This window comes from Streptomyces sp. LBL, from assembly GCF_029893585.1.
GTDB lineage: Bacteria > Actinomycetota > Actinomycetes > Streptomycetales > Streptomycetaceae > Streptomyces.
Map to the genome: position 1 here is coordinate 100,981 of NZ_JARXYX010000007.1, position 23,044 is coordinate 124,024.

Below are 23,044 nucleotides of genomic sequence, written 5' to 3' on the forward strand. Positions count from 1 at the left end.
GGGTGGGAGGCGCGTTGAGTCGCGCCTCCCGCCCGCCCTGTTGTGTTCACGCCCTCATCGTGAGCCTTCTCTCGCCTGACACAAATCACTACAAGACATGACGAATGCGTCAGTAGACATGCGGATGCCGTTCGCATGCCGTGTATGTTCCGGGGCCGAGAGCCATGGAAGGGACCAATCCGGTGAACAAGAAGCTCGCGGCCGCACTGTCCGGCGGTGCGGTACTGGTACTCGCGCTGACGGGATGCAGTAGCGACGAGGGGAACAAGGAACTGGACGCCTGGGCCAAGAAGGTCTGCGACCCGGTACCGGCTCAGAACACGAAGATCTCCGCGGCCTACGCCGCGATCACGAAGGCGGCCAAGGACACCACCAGCACGCCCGAGGAGCTTCAGAAGGCCGACTCCCAGGCCTTCCAGGACCTCGCCGACGGCCACAAGGCGCGTGCGGACGTCATCGACACGGCCGGGGCGCCTCCGGGCGTCGAGGGCGGCGCGACGAGGCAGCAGGACGTCGTCAAGAAGCTCAGCACGCTCTCCACGGCGTATGCCGACCTGAAGAAGCAGGTGGACGAGCTCGACACCAAGAACCAGGGGAAGTTCGCGACCGGTCTGAAGACGGTGTCGGCCGAGATGAAGAAGATGGAGAGCCAGCGCAAGAGCGCGCTCACCGCGTTGAAGAACCTGGAGAAGGGCGACACCAAGCAGGCGCTGACCAAGCAGACGGGCTGCAAGGCGGCCTCGTCGGCCCCGGCCAGCAACAGCTGAGTCACTCCGAACGGGGGCGTGCGGGTCACAATGGGGTCGTGAGTACCTCCAGCCTGCCCGCGTCCGACCGTTCCGACGTCACCGCCCGGTTGCGGGACGCCCTGCTCGGGGCCTCCTTCACCGCCGATGGGCTGCTCGAACTCCTCGGTGCGCCCGCGTACGTGGCGCTCGCCCGCAGCGAGACCGTGCCCGCACTCCGGGCGACACGCGGCGACACGCCGCTGGATACGCTCGTACGGCTGTTCCTGTTGCAGCAGCCCGTGCCGCACTCGCGCGTGGCGGACGTTCTGCCCGTGGCCGCGTGCCTTGAGAGCGGGTGGCTGGTTCCCGTCGGCGCTGACCCCGAGGGCGACCTCGCCGCCACCGTGGACGTACGGCCGTACGGCGGACCCGGTGGCGAGGACTGGTTCATCGTGTCCGATCTGGGGCGCGCGGTCGGCGGGGCCGGCGGCATCGGCAGCCGAGGCCGCCAGGCGGACACAGCCGTCGTCCTCGGCGTGGGCGGCGCGTCCACGACTCTGGCGGGCATCACCGTCCGTACGCCCGTCTCCGCCGCCCTCGACCTCGGCACCGGCTCCGGGATCCAGGCGCTGCACGCCGTACAGCACGCCACGCGCGTGACGGCGACCGACCTCAACCCGCGCGCGCTGCACATCACCGCTCTCACGCTGGCCCTGTCCGGAGCCCCGGCGGCCGAACTGCGCGAGGGCTCGCTGTTCGAGCCGGTCCGGGGCGACGAGACCTTCGACCTGATCGTCTCCAACCCGCCCTTCGTGATCTCACCGGGCGCCCGGCTGACGTACCGCGACGGCGGGATGGGCGGGGACGATCTGTGCCGATCGCTCGTTCAAGGGGCGGGGGAACGGCTGAACCAGGGCGGGTTCGCGCAGTTCCTCGCCAACTGGCAGCACGTGGAGGGGGAGGACTGGCAGGACAGGCTCAGGGCGTGGGTGCCGCGCGGGTGCGATGCCTGGATCGTGCAGCGCGAGGTGCAGGACGTCACGCAGTACGCCGAGTTGTGGCTCAGGGACGCCGGTGACCACCAAGGCGACGCGTCCGCGTACGAGGCGCGATACAACGCCTGGCTGGACGAGTTCGAGGCGCGCAAGGTGAAGGCCGTGGGCTTCGGCTGGATCACCCTGCGGAAGACTGGGGCCGCGGTGCCCTCGGTCACCGTGGAGGAATGGCCGCATCCGATCGAACAACCGCTCGGCGAAGCGATCCGGGCCCACTTCGAACGCCTCGACTTCCTGCGGTCACATGACGACGCGGCCCTGCTCGCGGGGCACTTCAAGCTCGCCGCCGAGATCATTCAGGAGCAGGTGGGACCGCCCGGCGCCGAGGATCCCGAGCATGTCGTACTGCGGCAGAACCGCGGGATGCGCCGGGCCACCAAGGTGGACACGGTCGGCGCGGGCTTCGCCGGCGTGTGCGACGGCTCGCTGAGCGCGGGCCGCATTCTGGACGCCATCGCCCAACTGGTGCACGAGGACCCGGTCTTGCTGCGCGACCGCACGCCAGCCCAGATCCGGCTGCTGGTGGAACAGGGGTTCATCGAACCCGCGTGAGCAGCCGTGTGCCGTGCGAGTGAACCGGCGCGAGTGACGGATGGTGCGTGAGTGAACCGGGGTGCGCGTCGGTGCGGGCGGAGTGGCCCGCGTCGGCCGAGGCGGGGTGGGCCCGCGGCACACAGGTGGCGGGTGGGGCAGCCGAGCATCGGCAGACTGCTGGGAGCCGGGTGCACGGCGGGCCGACCCGGCGGGAACCGGCGGCAACCCGAGGACAAGAACCGGCGGCAATCCGACGACGGGAACGGCGGCAATCCGACGGCAAGAACCGACGGCACCCGACAACAGCCCGACACAAGAAGACGACCGGAAAAATACCCTCGCCCGGCGCGGCCCGAGGCGGCCGAGGGGAGCGGAACGGAGGAGTCCGCAGTCGCGTCGGCCCCGCGTTAACCCGGGGTTCGTCTGTGCGCCGGCCCCGCGTGTCAGCCTCCACGGGCTGGACACTCGCGGACTGGGAAAAGGGGCACGGGGAGCCATGGAGAGCGGATCGGCGATCTTCGCGGGAGGGGTGTTCGCCCTGTTCGGAGGCGGGCTGCTGACGTGGACCGTGGCCCGGGTGCGGCGCCGCGAACCGGTCGCCCACGGTGTGAGCTCTGTCGCGTCGGCGACCATCGCGAGCCTTGCCGCGGTGATCGCGCTGGCCGTCGGAACATGGTGCTTCACGCGCGCGTAGACAGTGCACCGGAACTGCGACTCCGGTAACGGGGAGGTCATCCTCCGGACAGGCTCGAAAGAGGCGGTGGACACTCCGGGCGGCAGGAATGGCGGTAGTCGGGTTACCGTTCGAGTGGCCGTTGTGGGCTTTTCCCGTTTGACACGGGGGCGGGATGTACCGTCACACTCCGCAGCGTCAGCATGACCCGACCCCGGGACCAAGGCCTCGGGTGAGCCCCCAGCGTCGACCGGAGAGAAGAGCGAAGTTGTCCCCGACCAGCGAGACCGCACAGGGCGGCCGCCGACTCGTCATCGTCGAGTCACCTGCCAAGGCGAAGACGATCAAGGGCTATCTGGGCCCCGGATACGTCGTCGAAGCGAGCGTCGGGCACATCCGCGACCTCCCCAACGGCGCCGCGGAGGTGCCCGAGAAGTACACCGGCGAGGTCCGCCGCCTCGGCGTGGACGTCGATCATGACTTCCAGCCCATCTATGTCGTCAACGCCGACAAGAAGGCCCAGGTCAAGAAGCTCAAGGAGCTGCTGAAGGACTCCGACGAGCTCTTCCTCGCCACCGATGAGGACCGCGAGGGCGAGGCGATCGCCTGGCACCTCCAGGAGGTGCTCAAGCCCAAGGTCCCGGTCAAGAGGATGGTCTTCCACGAGATCACCAAGGCCGCGATCCAGGCTGCCGTCGCCAACCCCCGCGAGCTGAACCAGAAGCTGGTCGACGCCCAGGAGACCCGCCGCATCCTCGACCGTCTCTACGGCTACGAGGTCTCGCCGGTCCTGTGGAAGAAGGTCATGCCGCGTCTGTCGGCCGGCCGTGTCCAGTCGGTAGCGACCCGACTCGTGGTGGAGCGGGAACGCGAACGCATCGCGTTTCGTTCTGCTGAGTACTGGGACCTGACGGGAACCTTCGAGACCGGCCGCGCAGGGGATTCGTCGGACCCGTCGTCGCTGGTCGCCCGCCTCCAGACCATCGACGGCAGGCGGGTCGCGCAGGGCCGCGACTTCGACTCGCTGGGACAGATCAAGAGCGCGAACACCCTCCACCTCGACGAAGCCAACGCCCGCGCGCTGGCCACCGCCCTGGAGAACACCCAGTTCTCCGTGCGGTCCGTCGAGTCGAAGCCGTACCGCCGCTCGCCGTACGCCCCGTTCCGTACGACGACGCTCCAGCAGGAAGCCTCGCGCAAGCTCGGCTTCGGCGCGAAGTCGACCATGCAGGTGGCCCAGAAGCTGTACGAGAACGGCTTCATCACCTACATGCGTACGGACTCCACGACGTTGTCCGACACGGCGATCACCGCCGCCCGTGCCCAGGTCACGCAGCTGTACGGCGCCGACTACCTGCCGGCCTCGCCGCGGACGTACGCCGGGAAGGTCAAGAACGCGCAGGAGGCGCACGAGGCGATCCGCCCCTCGGGCGATCGTTTCCGCACCCCGGCCGAGACGGGCCTGACCGGCGACCAGTTCAGGCTCTACGAGCTCATCTGGAAGCGGACCGTCGCCTCCCAGATGAAGGACGCGACCGGCAACTCCGTCACGGTGAAGATCGGTGGCGCCGCCGCCGACGGCCGGGACGTCGAGTTCAGCGCCTCCGGCAAGACGATCACCTTCCACGGCTTCCTGAAGGCGTACGTCGAGGGCGCCGACGACCCGAACGCCGAGCTGGACGACCGCGAGCGTCGGCTGCCCCAGGTCAACGAGGGCGACCCGCTGCGCGCCGAGGAGATCACGGTCGACGGGCACGCCACCAAGCCCCCGGCCCGCTACACCGAGGCCAGCCTGGTCAAGGAGCTCGAAGAGCGCGAGATCGGCCGCCCGTCGACGTACGCGTCGATCATCGGCACGATCCTCGACCGCGGCTATGTGTTCAAGAAGGGCACGGCCCTGGTGCCGTCCTTCCTGTCCTTCGCCGTGGTCAACCTCCTGGAGAAGCACTTCGGGCGGCTCGTCGACTACGACTTCACCGCCAGGATGGAGGACGACCTCGACCGCATCGCCCGTGGTGAGGCGCGGTCCGTGCCCTGGCTCAGGCGCTTCTACTTCGGCGACGGGTCGGGCGGGGGCGGGGGCGGTGCCGCCGACGCCGGCAACGGCGACGGGGACCACCTCGGCGGCCTCAAGGAGCTGGTGACCGACCTGGGAGCGATCGACGCGCGCGAGGTGTCGTCGTTCCCGGTGGGCAACGACATCATGCTGCGGGTCGGGCGTTACGGCCCGTACGTCGAGCGCGGCGAGAAGGACTCCGAGAACCACCAGCGTGCGGACGTGCCCGAGGATCTCCCCCCGGACGAGCTGTCCGTCGAGCTCGCGGAGGAGCTGCTCGCCAAGCCGAGCGGTGACTTCGAACTCGGCGCCGACCCGTTGTCCGGCCACCAGATCATCGCCAGGGACGGCCGCTACGGCCCGTACGTCACCGAGGTGCTCCCCGAGGGCACCCCGAAGACCGGCAAGAACGCCGTCAAGCCGCGTACGGCCTCACTGTTCAAGTCGATGTCCCTCGACACGGTGACGCTTCAGGACGCCCTCAAGTTGATGTCGCTGCCGCGCGTCGTCGGCAAGGACGCCGAGGGTGTGGAGATCACCGCACAGAACGGCCGCTACGGCCCGTATCTGAAGAAGGGCACGGACTCCCGGTCACTCCAGACCGAGGACCAGCTCTTCACGATCACCATCGAAGAGGCGCTGGAGATCTACTCTCAGCCCAAGCAGCGTGGCCGGGCCGCCGCCAAGCCGCCGCTGAAGGAGCTCGGCGAGGACCCGGTCAGCAAGAAGCCGGTCGTAGTGAAGGACGGTCGCTTCGGGCCGTATGTCACCGACGGCGAGACCAACGCGACCCTGCGCTCCGACGACAGTGTCGAGGAGATCACCCCGGAGCGCGGCTTCGAACTGCTCGCCGAGAAGCGTGCGAAGGGGCCCGTCAAGAAGACGGCGAAGAGGGCACCCGCGAAGAAGGCACCGGCCAAGAAGGCGACGGTCGCGAAGACCGCGGCCAAGAAGACGACGACGGCCGCGAAGAAGGCGACCGCCAAGAAGACCACGGCGGGCGTCAAGAAGGCATCGGCGGCCGTCAAGAAGGCGACGGCGTCGAAGACGGCGTCCGACGACTGATCCGGGCCCACCGCGCCCGGCTCGTTTTCCCCGCCATATCTTCTTCCCCGCCATATCTTCACGGCGGGTTCGCAAAACGAACGCCCCGACATCACACTGGTGTCGGGGCGTGCGCACGTGCGGACGGGCGCTTCGGGCTGTCGGCGCGTCCCGATAGGCTGAAAGCATGACCCCAGCCGAGCAGCCAACGGCCCCTGACCCGGCCCCCGACGACGCCCTGGTCGCGGACTCCCGCGAGCGCGCCGTCCGCGCCTTGCTGCGCCGCCCGCAGCTGAAACGGCTGTGGAGCGCGCAACTCGTGGGCGGTGTCGGCGACACCCTCGCGCTTTTGGTTCTCGTCGTTCTCGCCCTCCAGGCGGCCGTCGCCGAGGGCTCCTTCGGCGGTGGCTACCGGGGCGCGGCGTTCGCGGTGGCGACCGTTTTCGGGGTGCGTGTCCTCGCGACGCTGCTCTTCGGAGCCGTGCTCCTAGGCCCGCTCACTTCGCTCACCTCCCAGGACGGCCCTCTCGACCGCCGCTGGACGATGGTCGGCGCGGACGGGCTGCGGGCCGCGGTGCTCATCGTGGCGCCCCTGTGGATCGACTGGACGCCCGATGACGCGCCGGCCGTCCTCCTGGTCACCGTCTTCGTGACCGGAGTCGCCGAGCGCTTCTGGACGGTGTGCCGGGAGAGCGCGGCGCCCGCCCTGCTGCCGGCCCCGCCGCCGGAGGGCGCGACGGTACGACCGCTGCCGGACCACCTGGACGCGCTGCGCCGCCTGTCGCTGCGTACGAGCTTCGTGGTGATCCCGCTCGCGGCCGCCACGCTCGTCGTCGCCGGTCTGCTCAACAACCTGTTGGGTTCGGGGATCGCCTGGTTCGGCCAGCACCAGGCCGCCCTCGCGTCGTACGTCGCGGCCGGGCTGTTCGCCGCGTCGCTGTCCGTGCTGACTTTCCTGGAACTGCCCGACATGCGCACCCCGCGCGCGCGTTCGCCGTTGGAGGGGCTGCGCCGCCCCAAGACGGGCACGGGCGTCGACAAGGGCCGTACCGGCGCGATCCCGCTGCTGGTGCCGGCCTGCGCCGCCGTCGCGGGAGCGGTCGCGGCCGCCGTGGCCGTCGCCGTGCTGCACGCCAAGGACCTGGGCGGCGGCCCGGTGCTGTACGGCCTGCTGGTGGCAGCGCTGACCGGCGGTGTCGGCATCGGTGTCCGTACGGCACCCTCGCTGCTGGTGACGCTGTCGCGGCGCCGGTTGCTGGCGCTGGCGATCGCGTTCACCGGGGTCGCGCTGCTGGCCGCCGGGCTCGTCCCGGACGTCACCAGTGTGCTGCTGATCATGGCGCTGGCCGGGGTCGGCGCGGGCGTGGCCGCCAACACCGGGCACATCCTGCTGGATCAGGAGACCGAGGAGTTCCGGCGGGCCAGGATGACCGAGCATCTGCATGCGGTCGTCCGGGTGTGCGTGGCGCTCGGCGCGGTCATCGCGCCCGTGGTGGCGTCGGCGATCGGCCCGCACCGCCTGCGGAACGGCAAGTTCGAGTTCGCACACGGCGGCGCGGCCTTCACCCTGATACTGGTCGGCGCGCTGCTTCTGCCGGTGGCCGCGCTGGTGCTCGCCAAAGTCGACGACCGGTCCGGCGTACCGCTGCGGCACGACCTGCGCGACGCGCTGCTCGGCGGCGACGACCCCGTGACCACTCCGCTCCCGACCGGTTTCTTCATCGCCCTGGAGGGCGGCGACGGGGCCGGCAAGTCCACCCAGGCCGAGGCGCTCGCCGAGTGGATCCGGGCGAAGGGCCACGAGGTCGTCCTCACCCGTGAACCGGGCGCGACGCCGGTCGGAAAGCGACTGCGGTCCATCCTGCTGGACGTGTCGAGCGCCGGACTCTCGCACCGCGCGGAGGCGCTGCTGTACGCGGCGGACCGCGCGGAGCACGTGGACACGGTGGTGCGGCCCGCGCTGGAGCGCGGCGCGGTGGTCGTCTCCGACCGCTACATCGACTCGTCCGTGGCCTACCAGGGGGCGGGCCGTGATCTGTCCCCGACCGAGATCGCCCGGATCAACCGGTGGGCGACGGACGGGCTCGTGCCGCATCTGACGGTGCTGCTGGACGTCCCGCCGGAGACCGCGCGCGAGCGGTTCACCGAGGCGCCGGACCGCCTGGAGTCGGAGCCGGCCGAGTTCCACGCGCGCGTGCGGTCCGGTTTCCTGACGCTGGCCGCCGCCGACCCCGGGCGCTACCTGGTGGTGGACGCGGGCCAGGAGCCCGAGGCCGTCACGACGGTGGTCCGCCACCGGCTCGACCAGCTGCTGCCCTTGTCCGCGGCCGAGGTGAAGGCCCAGGAGGAGGCGCGGAAGAAGGCCGAGGAGGAGGCCCGCCGCAAGGCCGAGGAAGAGGCCGCCCGCAAGGCCGAGGAGGAGCGCCTGGAGCGCGAGCGCCAGGAGCAGCTCGAACGGCTGCGCGCGGAGGAGGAGGAGCGCAAGCGGCGCGAGCTGGAGGAGGCGCAGCGGCGCGAGGCCGAACGGCAGGCGGAGGAGGCCCGGCTGCGGGCCGAGGAAGCACATCGCCGGGCCGAGGAGGAGCGTCGGCGGCTCCTCGCCGAGGAGAAGGTCCGGGCGGAGGAAGAAGCCCGTCGGAAGGCCGAGGAAGAACGGCGCCGGAAGCAGGCCGAAGAGGAGGCCCGGCTGCATGCCGAGGCCGAGGCGCGGCGCCTGGAGAAGCAGCGCAAGGCCGAAGAGGCGCTGCTGCGGGCAGAGGAGGCGCGTCGGCTGGCCGAGCAGGCGGCGGCCGCGGCGGAGGCGAGGACCCGGCCGACGGCACCTCAGGGGACGGCTCCCGGCGCGTCCGGGGGGCCGACGGCTCCTGGTGCGACGCCGGAAGCGGTGACCGTGCCGACGCCGGTGGTGACCCCGACGAACGCGTCGGGCGGGCCGGCGGACGAGACGGCGGTGCTGCCGCGCGTGGGTGACGACGAAGGGGCGGGTGAACGGGGCGCCCACAGCGGCTCCGGTGCCGGCTCTGGCACCGGTTCCGGTGGGCCAGGGTCCGACTCCGACGTGACGGCCGAGCTGCCGGTTCCTCCGGGGGCCTCGGACGAGACCGCGGTCCTGCCGCCGGTGGCTCCTGGCGCTGCGGACGAGACTGCTGTGCTCCCGGCGGTCGCGCCGCCCGGCGCCGCGGACGAGACGGCCGTACTGCCTCCGGTACGGGACGAGGCTCCCTCGGACCGGGTCCCGCCGGGGTTCTTCAGGAAAGAGCCGGCGGAGCCGCGGCCGGACGGGCGCGAGGACCGCACGCGTGAGCTGCCGCAGGTGGACGAGCAGGGGGCGCCGCGGCGGCGGGAGCGGTCGGACTGGGCCGAGGAGACGCCGCTGGACGATCTGCCCACGTTGGCGGACGAGCTGCTCGGACCGCACGAGGGTGAGACGCCCGACGAGGGGCGCCGCCGACGCGGCCGGGGCCGGCGGGGCTGAACCGGGTCACCGGGGGCCTGCGTCGGTGCCCGGGGGCAGGGCGGGCTTGCCTGGCGCGGTGTTCGGGGGCGGGGCGGGCTCGCCTGCGGGGTGCTCGGGCTGATTCCGGCTTGCCTGCGGGGTTGGGTGACCGCTGCGGCCACCGCACCGCACCCCACCCTCGGCGGCACATGAGGGGGACTCCATACGGTACGAGGCGGCCCGTAGCCGCCCGTGCGGATCCGTTGCCCGCTGCTGGGGGCCGTCTGTCGGCAGCGGGGGCCTCGTTGTCAGTGCCGGCCGCCACAATGGATCCCGCAACACGAAACGTGACGAAAGCGCGGGGTGACGCATGTCCGTCTGGGACGACCTGGTCGGCCAGGAGAAGGTGAGCGAGCAGCTCGCTGCCGCTGCCCGGGATGCCGACGCCCTGGTCACCGCGGCCGCAGCGGACACGCCGCCGCCCGAGGCGTCGAAGATGACGCACGCCTGGCTGTTCACGGGACCGCCCGGTGCGGGGCGGAACCAGGCGGCCCGGGCCTTCGCCGCCGCGCTGCAGTGCGTCAGCCCCGACCGCGCTCTCGGCGGATCCCCCGGCTGCGGCTTCTGCGACGGCTGCCATACGGCGCTCATCGGCACCCACGCCGACGTCACCACCGTCGCCGCCGTCGGCACGCAGATCCTGGCCGACGACATGCGGGACACCGTCCGCAAGTCGTTCACCTCTCCGGCCACCGGCCGCTGGCAGGTCATCCTCGTCGAGGATGCCGAGCGACTGAACGAGAAGTCGGCCAACGCGGTCCTCAAGGCGGTGGAGGAGCCCGCCCCTCGTACGGTGTGGCTGCTGTGCGCCCCCTCCATCGAGGACGTCCTGCCGACCATCCGCTCCCGCTGCCGCCACCTGAATCTGAGCACGCCCTCGGTTGACGCCGTCGCCGACATGCTCGTACGCCGTGAGGGCGTCGAACCGGCCGCCGCGATGGCCGCCGCCCGTGCCACCCAGGGCCATGTCGACCGGGCTCGCCGCCTGGCCACGGACCCGGCCGCGCGGGAGCGCCGGGCCTCCGTGCTCAAGCTGCCGCTCCGCGTCGACGACATCGGGGGGTGTCTCAGGGCGGCCCAGGAACTCGTCGACGCTGCGGCGGAGGACGCCAAGCAGCTCGCCGAGGACATGGACGGCAAGGAGACCGAAGAGCTGAGGGCCGCGATGGGCGCATCCCAGGGCGGCCGGATGCCGCGTGGCACCGCGGGCGTGATGAAGGACCTGGAGGACATGCAGAAGCGCCGCAGGACCCGCACGCAGCGCGACAGCCTCGACCTCGCACTCACCGACCTCACCGCCTTCTACCGCGACGTCCTGGCCCTCCAGCTCGGCTCCAGGGTGGCGATCGCCAACGCGGACGCCGAGGACACCCTGGAGCGACTAGCCCGCGCCGGCTCCCCGGAGTCCACGCTCCGCCGCATCGAGGCGATCGGTGCGTGTCGCGAGGCCCTCGACCGCAATGTGGCTCCGCTCCTGGCGGTGGAGGCGCTGACGATGGCGCTCAGAGCGGGCTGACGGTTGACCACGTCACTCGTCCGAGGCAAGCCGGGCACGGAACGCGTTCGAGTCGCTGCTCAGAGTTACGCTCGGTCGATGTACATCAGGCGCAGCTCACGCCCCAGCACGACAGCAGACCGGACCGGCCAGGGCGGCGGCCCGAGCCCCCGAGGAGACGGCGCCTCCGCCCGCGCGCGCAGAGCCCGTACCGGCGGCGCCCTCCTCGCCGCCACCGTGCTGCTCCTCACTGCCTGCTCCTCGGGAAGCGCGACGACATCCGCCGGCACGGTTGCCGAGGCGGCGCTCGCCGCGCTGCCGCGGGCCACGCCCACCGCCCTCGCGTCGTACTACGGGCAGAGGCCGCACTGGCACTCGTGCGGAGCCCCCGGCTTCGAGTGCGCCACCCTGAAGGCTCCGCTCGACTACGCGAGGCCGGCCAGCGGCGACGTCCGGCTCGCGGTCGCCCGCAAGAAGGCCACGGGGCGGGGCAAGCGCCTGGGTTCGCTGCTCGTCAACCCGGGCGGGCCGGGCGGCTCCGCGATCGGCTACCTCCAGGCGTACGCCGGAATCGGCTACCCGGCGCAGGTCCGCGCCCGCTACGACATGGTCGCGGTGGATCCGCGCGGGGTCGCCCGCAGCGAGCCCGTGGAATGCCTCAGCGGACGGGACATGGACACGTACACACAGACGGATATCACGCCCGACGACGGGCGGGAGACCACCGGACTCGTCGACGCGTACAAGAAGTTCGCCGAGGGCTGCGGGGCGGACGCGCCGAAGCTGCTGCGGCACGTGTCCACCGTCGAGGCGGCCCGGGACATGGACATCGTGCGGGCGGCACTGGGCGACCCGAAACTGAACTACGTGGGGGCGTCGTACGGGACGTTCCTCGGGGCGACGTACGCGGGCCTCTTCCCGAAGCGGACGGGCCGACTGGTCCTGGACGGCGCGATGGACCCCTCGCTGCCCGCCCGGCGGATGAACCTCGACCAGACCGCAGGCTTCGAAACAGCGTTCCAGTCGTTCGCCAAGGACTGCGTGCGGCAGCCGGACTGCCCGCTCGGCAGGAAGGGCACCACGACCACCCAGGTCGGCCGGAACCTCAAGGCATTCTTCGAGAAGCTGGACTCCCGTCCGACCCCCGCCGGCGACCCGGACGGCCGCCGCCTCGGCGAGTCCCTCGCCACCACCGGCGTGATCGCGGCGATGTACGACGAGGGGGCCTGGGCACAGCTGCGTGAGGCGCTGACCTCGGCGATGAAGGAGAACGACGGCGCCGGTCTGCTGGCCCTCTCCGACAGCTACTACGAGCGGGACACCGACGGCAGCTACGCGAACCTGATGTTCGCCAACGCCGCCGTGAACTGCCTCGACCTCCCGGCGGCCTTCGACACCCCCGAGGAGGTCGCGAAGTCGCTCCCCGCCTTCGAGAAGGCGTCCCCGGTCTTCGGCGAGGGCCTCGCCTGGGCCTCCCTGAACTGCGCGTACTGGCCGGTTCGGGCCACCGGTGAACCGCACCGCATCGAGGCGAAGGGCGCCGCCCCGATCGTTGTGGTCGGCACCACCCGCGACCCGGCGACCCCGTACCGCTGGGCCCGCGCCCTGGCCGCCCAGCTCTCCTCGGCCCGCCTCCTGACCTACGAGGGCGACGGCCACACCGCCTACGGCCGCGGCAGCGCCTGCATCGACTCCACGATCAACGCCTACCTGCTCCGCGGCACCCCTCCCACGGACGGAAAGCGCTGCTCATAGCCACCGCGAGCGGCCCCGCCAGCCCCTCCAGCGGCCCCCACCGGCCCCGGCGCCCCCACCTCGGGGCGGTACGGAGCACCCCCGGAAACTGTGTAGACTTACCGGCGTTGCTGATCGCACCATGGTGCGGACAGCGCGCCGCCTTAGCTCAGATGGCCAGAGCAACGCACTCGTAATGCGTAGGTCTCGGGTTCGAATCCCGAAGGCGGCTCCACCCTCTGACCAGGGAAAACAGTTCGAACAGAAGGCTCCCGCGAAGATCGCGGGAGCCTTCTGCGTGAGCGGATGGGAACGACCTGGGAACATGCCGTCAGGCAGCGTCCTCGGTGGGAACATCCGGGGCGTCGCCCGGGGCCTGCTCGCCCTTCTCCTCAGGTCTGCTCTACCTGCGCCTCGGCCTCGCCCTTGGGCTGCGGAATGACGCGCTTACGGGAGCGCGGCACAACGGAGACGGTCGCTTCTGCTGCTTCGCGCTCGACCTCGGCGAGCACAGTCGTGTAGATGTCCGAGGTGACGCGGATCGAGGAGTGCCCGAGCCTGCGTTGTACGGCGACCATGGCCACACCTGCGCGCAGGGCGAGCGTCGCAGATCCGTGGCGCAGGTCGTGCAGCCGGATCGGCGGCACGTCGGCCTTCTTGTAGAGGCGCTCGAAGCGGTCGGAGAAGTACTGAGGGTGGTACTCCGTGCCGTCCTCAAGGGTGAACACGCGGCCCGTGTCGTTCCGTTCGCCAGTGGCTTCGAGCCACTGCTCCTTCTCGTCCTGCTGGCGTTCGCGCCACCAGCGCAGAAGAGCAATCGTGTCCTCGTCCAGGGCGATGTCGCGGATGTTGTCCGACTTGGGGGTGTCTTCGTGCGGCTCGTAGGCGATGGTGACGATCTCCTCGGTGATGTGGATGACGCCTGCGTCCAGGTCGACCTCGGACCAGGACAGTGCGCACGCTTCGCCGCGACGCAGGCCGAGGAAGGCGATGACGACCCATAGGGGGTAGAGCCGGTCGTAGACAACAGAGTCGAGGAATGTGCCGGTCTGCTGGGGTGTCCAGACCATGACGGGTGAGGGCTTCTTACCGGTCGTGCGCCAGGCTTCGACGCGGGCAGGCGTCCACTCCAGTGCCTTGGGCTTGCGGATGCGGGGAGTCTGGGTCATGGCCGCCCAGTTGTCGGTGATCATGCGGCGCTTACGGGCGTCTTCGAGGGCGGAGCTGAGGGCCATCTTGATGCGGTGCTGCGTCGCGGGGCCAGTGTCCCGGCGGGGGAGAGCGTTGGCGGCCTTCAGGGCTTCCTTGGCTTCGGTCCAGGTCTTTCGGAGCTGCGGGTCACGCGGGGCGGTGGCGTCGCGCCAGGCGACGTGTGCGTTCTTCTCGGCCTCGCGGGCCAACTGGGCCTTCTCTCGGTTCTTGGCCTTCACCTGGTTCTCGGCTTGGATGGCGGCGAACATCTCCTCGATGTGGCGCGGGCGCAGCTCGCGGAGCTTGATGTGCCCGAGGTACGGCGTGAAGAAGAGGCGCAGGTAGTCCTCGTATCCGTTGCGGGTGGTTGCTTTGAGGTCGTGCTGGTTGTCGAGCCAGTGGCGTAGGTACTCGCCGACGGTCTCGTCGGACAGGACGTCGACTCCGGCCTGTGCGTCCCGGTAGACCTTGGCTGCTGCCGCGGCGGCTTGCTCCTGGGTCTTGAACCCGCCCTTCTTGGGATGACGGCGCTTGCCACCGGGGCCGGCGGGGATCTCGATGGAGTAGTACCAGGAGCCGTGGTCGCGCCGCTTGAGCATGGGGCATCGTTTTTCCAGGTAGCCGATCTTCGGGGTGCCGTCCTCGTTGAGGATCTGCTTGCCCTTCTTGTCGGTGAGCGGCCCCTTGCACGCGCATCGCTTGTAAGTCTTGTCCTTGAACACGGGTCTCCCCTGGGGGCTGGCTGGCAGCCTTCGTGCGGATGGTTCTGTCGTGGTCTTGCGGGGTGGTGCAAGACTCATCTCGATCTTGTGGGGGCTGTCGGACACTGAGGTAAAGTCACCTGCACGTTGGCGCGGGGGAGATTGCGACCAACGAGATGACTGCTCAGGGAGCCGACGTACAGGCACCGTCCGGAGTGATGGGGCTTGAGGAGCTGTTGGCCCTTCCGGCGACCGTCAACGTGACAACTGCCGCGCGGGCATTGGGCATCAGCCGGGACAAGGCGTACGAGCTGATCCGTACTGAGAGCTTTCCGGTCCGGACCCTCGCGCTGGGTGGGAAGACCCGGGTGCCGACAGCGGAGCTTTGGAAGGTTCTTGGTGTGGATGGCGGTTTCGCGTAGCTCTTCGTCGAATCTCCGCATGCTTTGCAGCAGTGTGACCTATCTTCGCTAGCATGAGAGGTGAATCGGGGTCGGAGAAGGCTGGGGAGATTCTGTGCCAAGGTTGTATGGGTTCGCGGATGCCGCGTGCAGAAGGCCGAAGGATGACGAGGTGCCGCCCCTGCAAGAGGCCGCAAACCGGCGTGAGACCGGCCAGCCCTACGAGCAAATCATCACCTGGATGAACGGGGAGGGGCACCGCACGACCCTGGGAAATGAGTGGCGGCCTGGTGCTCTGGCCTCGGTCTTGGATCACCCAGCCATCGCCGGACTCTACGAGGACGAGGAGGGCAACCTGCTGCCCTCCGGGGGGCCGGAGGTGATCACGCCCGAGCAGTTCCGGAAGATTCGCAAGATGCGGCGCAAGCATCAACCTGAGGCAGACCGGGCACCACAGCGGGAGTACCTGCTGAGCGGTGAGCACGTGGTGTGCGGGCTGTGTGCCCATCCCCTTGGCGCTGCTCCTTCCAACGCAGGCAGCCGTGGCCACCGCTGCAAGCCGAGCACCGCGCAGCACCCCGGCGGCTGTGGGCGCGTACGGATCAACGCAGATCTCCTGGAAACGTATGTCGCCGAGCATGTGCTGGCTGAGCTGGCTAAGCCCGAGGTGAGTGCGCTCATCGAGCAGGCGCGCGACCAGTTGCTGGCGGAGGCGGCCGAGCTGCGCAAGCAGGCGGATGCCGCCAAGCGTCGCCAGAAGCAGCTGGGCGAGGACTACGCCCGTTCCTCAGGGATGTCGCTCCAGGCGTTCAAGGCTGCCGACAAGGAGCTGTCGGCGCAGGCAAACGCGCACAGGGCGCGGGCGCGGTTCCTTGAACGGGTCAAGCACGTGCCCGTGGGGGATGTGCCGGATCTGCTGCGGTGGTGGAAACACGCGCCGATGGTGGCCAAGCAGGGTGTCGTGGTGCTGATGCTGGAGCAGATCGCCGTGTACCCGGCCGCGTCCAGGGGCTCGCGCACCGTGGACGCGGACCGGGTCGCATTGGTCTGGCGTCAGTGGGACGCCGGGCCGGAGTCGTAGCCGCGATCGGTCAGTTCGCGGTGACGGGCAGTTCTCGCAGTGCGTGAGACCGCCACGAGGAGCGCCACCGCAGCTCGTGCGAGGGGACGGCCAGACGCAGCCGTGGGAATCGGCGCAGCAGGGTGGCCAGAGCCGCGTGGATCTCCATGCGGCCCAGGGCGGCGCCGAGGCAGTAGTGGAGCCCCTGCCCGAGGGCGAGGTGGCTCTTGTCCTTGCGGTGGATGTCGAAGCGGTCCGCGTCCGAGTAGCGGTCGGGGTCTCGGTTTGCGGAGGCCAGGCACAGCATGACGGCTTCTCCCCGGGGGATGACGACGTCGGCGATCAGGATGTCCTCCATCGGGAAACGCCGGATGGCCATCTGGTTGGGGTGTGCGTACCGAAGCAGTTCCTCCACGGCGTCCGGGAGCAGGGCGGGGCTGGCGCGCAGTTCGTCCAGTTGTTGCGGATGCTGGAGCAGGGTGAGCATGCCGCTGGTGATCAGGTGCTGAACGTTCTCGCTTCCGGCCATCAGGATGAGGAAGGCGAGCGAGACGAGTTCGTCCTCGCTCAGCCGGTCGCCCTCGTCCCGTGCGGCGATCAGGGACGACAGGAGATCGCTCCCGGGAGCGTGGCGGCGGTCGGCGACCAGGCTGGTGAGGAAGGCCTGGATGTGGCCGATGGCTTCGCCGACCTGGCCTGGATGGTCGGGGGCGAGCATGGCGGTGACCCAGGAGGCGAAGGCGAGTCTGTCCGTCTCGGGGACGGCGAACAGGTCCCCGATCACCGTGACCGGCAGGGGATAGGCGTAGGCCACGGCCAGGTCGGTGATGCCGTCTGCCGCGATGGAGTCCGCCAGCTGGTGGGTGGTTGCCTCAATCGTGGTGCGGAGCTTGGCGATGTGGCGGGCGGTGAACGCCTGGGACACGAGCCGGCGCAGTCTCAGGTGGTCGTCGTGGTCCACGTTGAGGAGGTTGGCGTCCAAGGCCGGCGGAAGGGAGAAGCCTTTGTACCCCTTCGTCGAGTGGGCCTTGTTCACGGACAGCCGCGGGTCGCTCAGCGCGGCGCGTACGTCCCGTTCCCGTGTGACGAGCCAGATGGGCTCACCGTCGGGAGCGTTGAGGTGGTGGACGGCTGCCTCGGCGCGCAGCCGTGCGTAAGCGGCGTACGGGTCTGTGAAGAACTCGGTGTCGAAGGGGCATGGCAGGGTGCTGCTCACGGTCGTCATATTCGGTTCCCTTCCTGTGGAGCTGCGGACGGTGTTGTCCCTCCGGCCGCCGTGACGGCAGGGAGTTGACGGAAGTGGTGGGCGATCTTGCGCTGGAAGGATAGTTCCGCTGCCAGGTCCGGCGGCTCGGCGAGCCGTGGCGTGATCGAGCGGTCCAGGGGTCCGATGCCACGAGCCTTCGCGTGCATGGCAGATTGGATCTGTCTGGCTTCGATGAATGCGAGGAGACCATCGCCGTGCAGCCCGAGAGCCTCGCCCTCGCGCCGGGTTGCTGACTCCTCGTCCGGCGTCATCCATAGACGCAGAGCCCATTGGGCGTCTCGTATCTCGACAACCATGCGATACAGCTGAGTGCGCAGATCGTCACCCCGGGCCAGCTCAAGAACGGGATCAGGTACATGCATCGTGATCTGCTGGTGAAGTGGAGTGAGGCGTCTGCGGAGGTAAAAGCGGTAGGCCCAATGCTTCGTTGCGGTGAGGTAGGGCCCCCAGTCCGGCAGCGTCCAGCCGAGGGTCGTGCAGACGGTGGCGGTCAATAGGGCGAACGGTACGAGAGGCTCCCAGGCGTGCCCTGTGATCCCGAACAGCCCGGCAACGATGTCAGCGGTGCGACATGCCCCGTAAACCAGGGCGGCCGGCAGGTTCAGGGCGGCCAGTCGAAGACCTCGGCGCAGCCATGGCCTGGGCGATATGAGGGCGTGTTGCCAGCACAGACGACAAACGTCGATCTGATTGAAGACGTAGGCCGCGACGTAGATCGACAGGTAGGCCGGGGAGTCCTGAGCGGTTTCCACAGCGAAGTCGACGGGAGACTCGTGGGCGTGGGTGGCACTGATGAAGAGGGTGATCATCACGATCAGCACGACGCCGATACCGATGAGCCGGGGCCGTGCCTTGCGCCATGCCACCTCTCGCTCGTATGTGAGATGCAGCAGGACGATCTGCTGGAACACCGCTAGAAGTGTGGCGAGGCTTTGGGTGAAAATGCCTGAGAAGTTCACGACGCCGACGAGGTCGCTGGTGGCCATCCACACGGCCGGAATGGACACCGTGAAGAGCACGGCGGGTGTGAGGAAGTTCCCGCACAGCGCCCACTGGGCCGGTGACCGGTCGATGCGCAGGACGCGGAGCTTGTAGAAGAACGCTGCGGCATTCACGGCAGCGCAAACGGAATACAGGATGCTGTTCATCGTTGCTCAGACCCATGCGAGACGGCGGGACTCCAGGGCGGACAGGCGTACGACGAGATCTTGTGCACCCGGTGGGACGGGGCGCGTCTTGTCGGTGCTCCAACTGCAGATCCGCTGCCCGAGGAGGGAGCCGATGTACTCCGCTTCCCGTTCCTCCTCGGTGTGAGTGTGGTCGCGGCCCAGGACCCGGTTCACGAGCCCGGGGTCCAGAGAGGGTGTGAACAGCTCGGCCACCAGCGGCGAATGGGTGGCAAGGGTGGGGTGGTCACAGATGAGGTGGCCGATCTCGTGCAGGACAACCTGCTGTTGATGAACGGGGGCCAAGCGCGCCTCGTAGACGATGAAGTCCTGGTCCTGCATCTCGATGAGCAACCCGTCGGGGCTTCCGAGCGGAAGGCCTATAGCCACGACGTGAAGGGGGCGGCCACGCAGCCCGCTGAGCCGCTCACACAGAGCGGGGACAGTGAGCTGTTCCTCGTCGGCCAGGCCGAGAGCGCGGACTCGCTCGACGCAACGGTGTCTGAAGGCGCTGTGGTGCTGGTCGGTTGGCATGTTTCGGCTTAATCGTGGGGACATCGTGCCGCTGACCGTTACTCTCTCGTGCGTGGGGGGTGTGGTTACTGCGCGGGCGGCAGCTCCTGCAATGCAGTGCGGGCCTGCTCTGCGTTCGCGACGATTCCGTGGAGCAGCCGGGCCAGCTGCTCTACAGAAGCAGGGGGCAGGCCGGTGGGGGCGGCTCTACGCGCTACGACACCCTCGACTCCTTGCTCCCGCATCTGAGTCAGCATGTCCAGTTCCGCATTGACTTGCTGGAAGACAGCTTCGTCAAGGAAGTACGCGATGCGCCTGATGCCGAGACTGTGGGCGACTTTCGCGAGCGTCTCAAGCGTCACGTTGGCACCTTCGGCGGACTCGGCCTGGGCGAGGGTGCGCGCCGAGACATGGGTCCGATCGGCCAGCGTGGCAAGGGTGAACGGTCCCTCAGGGTGATGCTGACGGATGTGCCGTAGCCGCTCGGCGACTGCCTGCTTGGAAGCGCGGACTACTTCATCCAGCGATTGATCGCGTTCATCGGCGGAGCGATCTTGGTTCACGGGTCCTCCTCTCAGGCATATTCAGGGTCATGCAGTATCATGCAATCTTCATGCAATAAACTGCAACCCTGGTGCTTGGAGTGGACCGAAGTTCGGTGGTGTCGGGTCTGGAATGGGGCGTGGCATCGGATCGGGTCGGTTGTCTGGAGGGTGAAGAGTCGGCGTGCGCCATCAAGCGGAAGCTACTGACCAGTTGACATGCGAGGAGGCGGGCCGCCGAGGTGGATGCGGTGAGGGGGTGGTGAAGATCTCGGCCCTCGACGGTTTGGCGGAGGAGGGGGGGCCTGACGAGGGGCAGGTGCGCCGCCTCGCGAGCGAAGCGCCCAATGTGATCCGACGGGGGACGCCTGGCGCCTCGGCATTCCGGGAGGCGCGGGCGGTTGTGGAGGTGCTTGCGTTCCTGAGGCCGGGGTTGGCCTCTCCCGAGGGAGAGCCGGGTGCTTCTCGAACGCGAAGAGATAGGTGACATGTTTCAAGAGTTGCTGTACCTTCGGGGTCGTCGGCCGGGTGTAGTAGTTGCAGGATCCGGCCCGGCGGTGCCGCGTGGGCGGCGCCCTTCCCTGCTCCTCGCGGGTGGCCGACCCCCCGCGCCCCACCCGCGAGGAGCGGCCGCGTCGGTGCGGCCTCAGGGTGAGCGGATGGGAGCGGAGCCCGCCGCGGTCATACAGGCCGCGGCGGGCTCTCCCGTTTCCGGGCGCCGCGGCGCGGCATTGAGGCCCGCGCGACCACTCGGGCGTACCTGGCGCGAAGGGAATGAATTGAGTTCAGGAATACAGAATTGAATTCCTGAAATTAAAAAGAATTCCCACTTGTATTAGAGGTGTATGCGATTAAGATATAAGTGTAAGGAAAAAGGGAAAGCCAAAAAGGATGGCCTCCCTGGGAATTTGAAAGGCGCGGGAAAATGTTCGCTAACCTCAAGGTCTCCGAGATCGCCCCGAACCCGGAGCAGCCTCGCAAGTTCTTCGATGAGGCGCAGCAGGAGGAGCTGACGGCCAGCATCAAGGAGAACGGCCTCCTCCAGCCGGTCGTCGTCCGTCCGGTCGAGGGGGCCGAAGTCCCCTACATGCTGATCGCGGGCGAGCGCCGGTGGAGGTCCTGCCAGGCGGCCGGCCTGGAGGTCATCCCTGCCAAGGTCATCGAGGGCGCCAGTGAGGAAAAGGCGTACGTCCTCAGCATCGCTGAGAACGTCAACCGCTCGGACATGACGATCATGGAGGAGGCTGGCGCGTACGCCGACCTCAAGGCGGCGGGCTGGACTCCGGCCAAGATCGCCAAGCAGTTCGGCAAGACGGAGACCCACATCACCTGGCGCCTGGGCCTGCTCACTCTGCGGCCCGAGGTCGCCGAGATGGTCGACAAGGGTCAGATTAAGAACAACCTGGCCTGGCACATCGCCCAACTCAACCCGGCCAACCAGATGGTGGCGGCCATGCGGTACGTGCGCGGCGACTTCGACACCGAAGCCGAGGCCCAGCACTTCGCCAACGGCCTGAAGATGATGGAGCAGCAGACCTCCCTCACCAACGAGCAGCCGCCGACGGAGGAGGAGGCGAAGAAGCACAAGGCGGCCAAGGCTAAGGCGAAGGACGGCCTCGGCAAGGCGGAAGAGGTCCTGATCCCGCTGCTGGAGGGCCTGGCCGAGAAGAAGCCCGAGGACCTGGCCGTCATCCTCGGTGACGACCTCGCCCGCCACCTGCGGGTTGTTACCCGCCTGCACGCCAAGGTCCAGATGGTGAAGAACATCTTGAGCAAGGCGCAGGGCATTCAGCGGGCCATGGAGGCCGAGTTCAACAAGGCGGCCGTTGAGGTCCAGCAGGAGGCCGCAGCGAAGAAGGCGGACGAGGAGGCCAAGCCCGAGACGGCCGAAAAGCCCGCCGAGCCGCAGGTCACCGATAGGGGCGAGGCGAAGGCGGCGGCCAAGCCGCGGCCCGCCGCCAAAAAGGCGCCCGCGAAGCCCGCAGCGCGCACGACGGCCACCACCAAGGCCCCGGCGCGGCGGGCGCCCGCCAAGAAGGCCGAAGCGGCGAAGTAGGACGGAGGGGGCGCGGCGGAGACCGCGCCCCACTCCTCATTGCGCAGCGGGCGCACCTGGGGGTTCCGGGCCGCGCCCGCTGCGCAATGGGCGCCGGAATTGCAGAATTCAGAGAAACTAATTCAGAGTGAATATGTACCTGGCTCGCTAATTCTAATAAGATGTAAGCACAGGAAAGGGAAAACCTCACAAGATTGGACTGGGAAAATGGCGGAAGACGTGAAACTGGATTCTGTTGGTCTCCATCAGGTCAGGTCGGAGTACGTGGACTGGGGGAGCAAGTCGGCCAGCCCAGCGATCCGTGACGTGGCGGCGTACCTCTCCTTCCTCCTTGCAGAGTCGAGGGAGCTCGTACCGGGCCCGACCTCGGAAGTCTTCGCTGGCCTGGAGGAGACCACGGCCTCTCAGTTCTCCAACGAGACCAACAGGGTCCTCCGTCTCGCGGCCGACCTTGAAGGCGGCCGGGCGGAATTCGACATCGTCATCCAGTACGCGGCCCCGACCTCCTTCATCTCCCCGTACAAGCAGGAAGGCTAGGTCGGAGTCGGAGGGGGTGCGGGAGTCCGCCCCCCTCCGTGGGCCTGGGTGGAATTACTGGCCGCCGGCGCTGACGAGCGCGCCCGGCCGCTGAGCAGCACGAAAGGAACAGTTGAGTGCTAACCCTGTTTACCAGCCGGTTTCAGGCGTTCCAGCCCCCGCAGGGGGTGCCGGTACGGATCACCCTGGGCGGTGTCCGCTTCAAGCTCCCCTACTCCCTCACCCACTCGGTGCGGGAGCTTGCGCCGCGTCGCGACTACCTCTCCGTGCCCGAGCCCGATTTCACTACGGCGTACCGGGCCGACCTCGACCGGCTCGGGCCCGAGCGGATCGCGGCGCGGCTGCGGCAGATCGCGGAGGCAGAGAACGATCACCGTCTGGTTCTACTCTGCTTCGAGGACCTGTCCGCCCCTCGGCAGTGGTGTCACCGGAGGATCTTCGCCGCCTGGTGGAAGGAGGCCACCGGCGATGCCGTGCGCGAACTGTCCCCCGTGGACGACCAATATGAGCAAGGCACACTGATGTGACGGGGGCAAAGCCGACCCGGCAAGATAGGTCACATACTTCAAACTGATGTTCTTCTTGCTTGGATCCATTGCAGGGCTCGGCCGAGTATCCGCCCGGCCGGGCCCTGCCGTACTTCTTCGCCACGCGTCAGGGCTACAGAAACAGCGAGAGCACTCTTCCTGGCTCTACACGCTATGGCTTCGACGCGGCCGGGCAACCGGACGACTACGCGGCAGCCATAGAGGTAGCGACGGCGTCGGCGGCCACCCGGACAGGAGATCGACGGCG

17 protein-coding genes and 1 tRNA gene are annotated in these 23,044 nt (G+C 68.9%); 13 read left to right on the plus strand and 5 right to left on the minus strand.

The features are described from left to right. Positions 1-164: 164 nt before the first annotated feature. The 8 genes from M2271_RS10580 to M2271_RS10615 all read left to right on the plus strand — a co-directional run bounded on the left by M2271_RS10580 (position 165) and on the right by M2271_RS10615 (position 13,050). A complete protein-coding gene (locus M2271_RS10580) occupies positions 165-767 on the plus strand; it encodes a small secreted protein (RefSeq protein WP_280886869.1) in 603 nt (200 codons plus the stop codon). A 38-nt stretch (positions 768-805) separates the two neighbouring features. Next, positions 806-2,335 carry a class I SAM-dependent methyltransferase gene (locus tag M2271_RS10585; protein ID WP_280886870.1) on the plus strand — a complete coding sequence of 510 codons (1,530 nt, stop codon included), beginning with the start codon at positions 806-808 and terminating at the stop codon, positions 2,333-2,335. 478 nt (positions 2,336-2,813) lie between these two features. Continuing rightward, complete coding sequence (locus M2271_RS10590; RefSeq protein WP_280886871.1) at positions 2,814-3,011, plus strand: hypothetical protein; 198 nt, start codon at positions 2,814-2,816, stop codon at positions 3,009-3,011. A 247-nt stretch (positions 3,012-3,258) separates the two neighbouring features. After that, entirely contained in the window at positions 3,259-6,111 is a 2,853-nt protein-coding gene (gene topA / locus M2271_RS10595; protein WP_280886872.1) for a type I DNA topoisomerase, read from the plus strand. A 166-nt stretch (positions 6,112-6,277) separates the two neighbouring features. After that, the gene (gene tmk / locus M2271_RS10600) at positions 6,278-9,565 is read left to right on the plus strand and encodes a dTMP kinase (protein ID WP_280886873.1); all 3,288 of its coding nucleotides are present in this window, start codon (positions 6,278-6,280) and stop codon (positions 9,563-9,565) included. Positions 9,566-9,896: 331 nt separating this feature from the next. Next, positions 9,897-11,102 (plus strand): DNA polymerase III subunit delta', encoded by a 1,206-nt coding sequence (locus M2271_RS10605; RefSeq protein ID WP_280886874.1) that lies wholly within the window; start codon positions 9,897-9,899, stop codon positions 11,100-11,102. Positions 11,103-11,180: 78 nt separating this feature from the next. After that, entirely contained in the window at positions 11,181-12,836 is a 1,656-nt protein-coding gene (locus M2271_RS10610; protein ID WP_280886875.1) for an alpha/beta hydrolase, read from the plus strand. A gap of 137 nt (positions 12,837-12,973) precedes the next feature. Beyond that, a tRNA-Thr gene (locus tag M2271_RS10615) sits at positions 12,974-13,050 on the plus strand. Positions 13,051-13,207: 157 nt separating this feature from the next. Here the strand turns inward: M2271_RS10615 and M2271_RS10620 are convergent. Then, on the minus strand, positions 13,208-14,728 hold the full coding sequence (locus M2271_RS10620) for a site-specific integrase (protein ID WP_280886876.1): 1,521 nt from the start codon (positions 14,726-14,728) through the stop codon (positions 13,208-13,210). A 197-nt stretch (positions 14,729-14,925) separates the two neighbouring features. On the opposite strand from M2271_RS10620, the gene M2271_RS10625 reads away from it, so the two are divergent. Together M2271_RS10625 and M2271_RS10630 are read left to right on the plus strand one after the other, a co-directional pair. After that, the gene (locus tag M2271_RS10625) at positions 14,926-15,129 is read left to right on the plus strand and encodes a helix-turn-helix domain-containing protein (protein ID WP_280886877.1); all 204 of its coding nucleotides are present in this window, start codon (positions 14,926-14,928) and stop codon (positions 15,127-15,129) included. Positions 15,130-15,280: 151 nt separating this feature from the next. Further along, positions 15,281-16,189 carry a recombinase family protein gene (locus M2271_RS10630; protein ID WP_280886878.1) on the plus strand — a complete coding sequence of 303 codons (909 nt, stop codon included), beginning with the start codon at positions 15,281-15,283 and terminating at the stop codon, positions 16,187-16,189. Between the two features lie 10 nt (positions 16,190-16,199). Here M2271_RS10630 and M2271_RS10635 read toward each other — a convergent pair whose 3' ends face one another. From M2271_RS10635 to M2271_RS10650, 4 genes are all read right to left on the minus strand, one after another. Continuing rightward, positions 16,200-17,393 (minus strand): cytochrome P450, encoded by a 1,194-nt coding sequence (locus M2271_RS10635; RefSeq protein WP_280886879.1) that lies wholly within the window; start codon positions 17,391-17,393, stop codon positions 16,200-16,202. Continuing rightward, positions 17,390-18,583 (minus strand): MAB_1171c family putative transporter, encoded by a 1,194-nt coding sequence (locus M2271_RS10640; RefSeq protein ID WP_280886880.1) that lies wholly within the window; start codon positions 18,581-18,583, stop codon positions 17,390-17,392. Before M2271_RS10640 ends, M2271_RS10635 begins: the two co-directional genes overlap by 4 nt. Before the next feature lie 6 nt (positions 18,584-18,589). Then, on the minus strand, positions 18,590-19,135 hold the full coding sequence (locus tag M2271_RS10645; RefSeq protein ID WP_280886881.1) for an ImmA/IrrE family metallo-endopeptidase: 546 nt from the start codon (positions 19,133-19,135) through the stop codon (positions 18,590-18,592). A 65-nt stretch (positions 19,136-19,200) separates the two neighbouring features. After that, positions 19,201-19,677 carry an XRE family transcriptional regulator gene (locus M2271_RS10650; RefSeq protein WP_280886882.1) on the minus strand — a complete coding sequence of 159 codons (477 nt, stop codon included), beginning with the start codon at positions 19,675-19,677 and terminating at the stop codon, positions 19,201-19,203. A 904-nt stretch (positions 19,678-20,581) separates the two neighbouring features. Here M2271_RS10650 and M2271_RS10655 point away from each other — a divergent pair. From M2271_RS10655 to M2271_RS10665, 3 genes are all read left to right on the plus strand, one after another. After that, entirely contained in the window at positions 20,582-21,712 is a 1,131-nt protein-coding gene (locus tag M2271_RS10655; protein ID WP_280886883.1) for a ParB/RepB/Spo0J family partition protein, read from the plus strand. Positions 21,713-21,919: 207 nt separating this feature from the next. Next, on the plus strand, positions 21,920-22,249 hold the full coding sequence (locus M2271_RS10660) for a hypothetical protein (RefSeq protein ID WP_280886884.1): 330 nt from the start codon (positions 21,920-21,922) through the stop codon (positions 22,247-22,249). A 116-nt stretch (positions 22,250-22,365) separates the two neighbouring features. Then, complete coding sequence (locus M2271_RS10665) at positions 22,366-22,776, plus strand: hypothetical protein (protein WP_280886885.1); 411 nt, start codon at positions 22,366-22,368, stop codon at positions 22,774-22,776. Positions 22,777-23,044 lie beyond the last annotated feature (268 nt).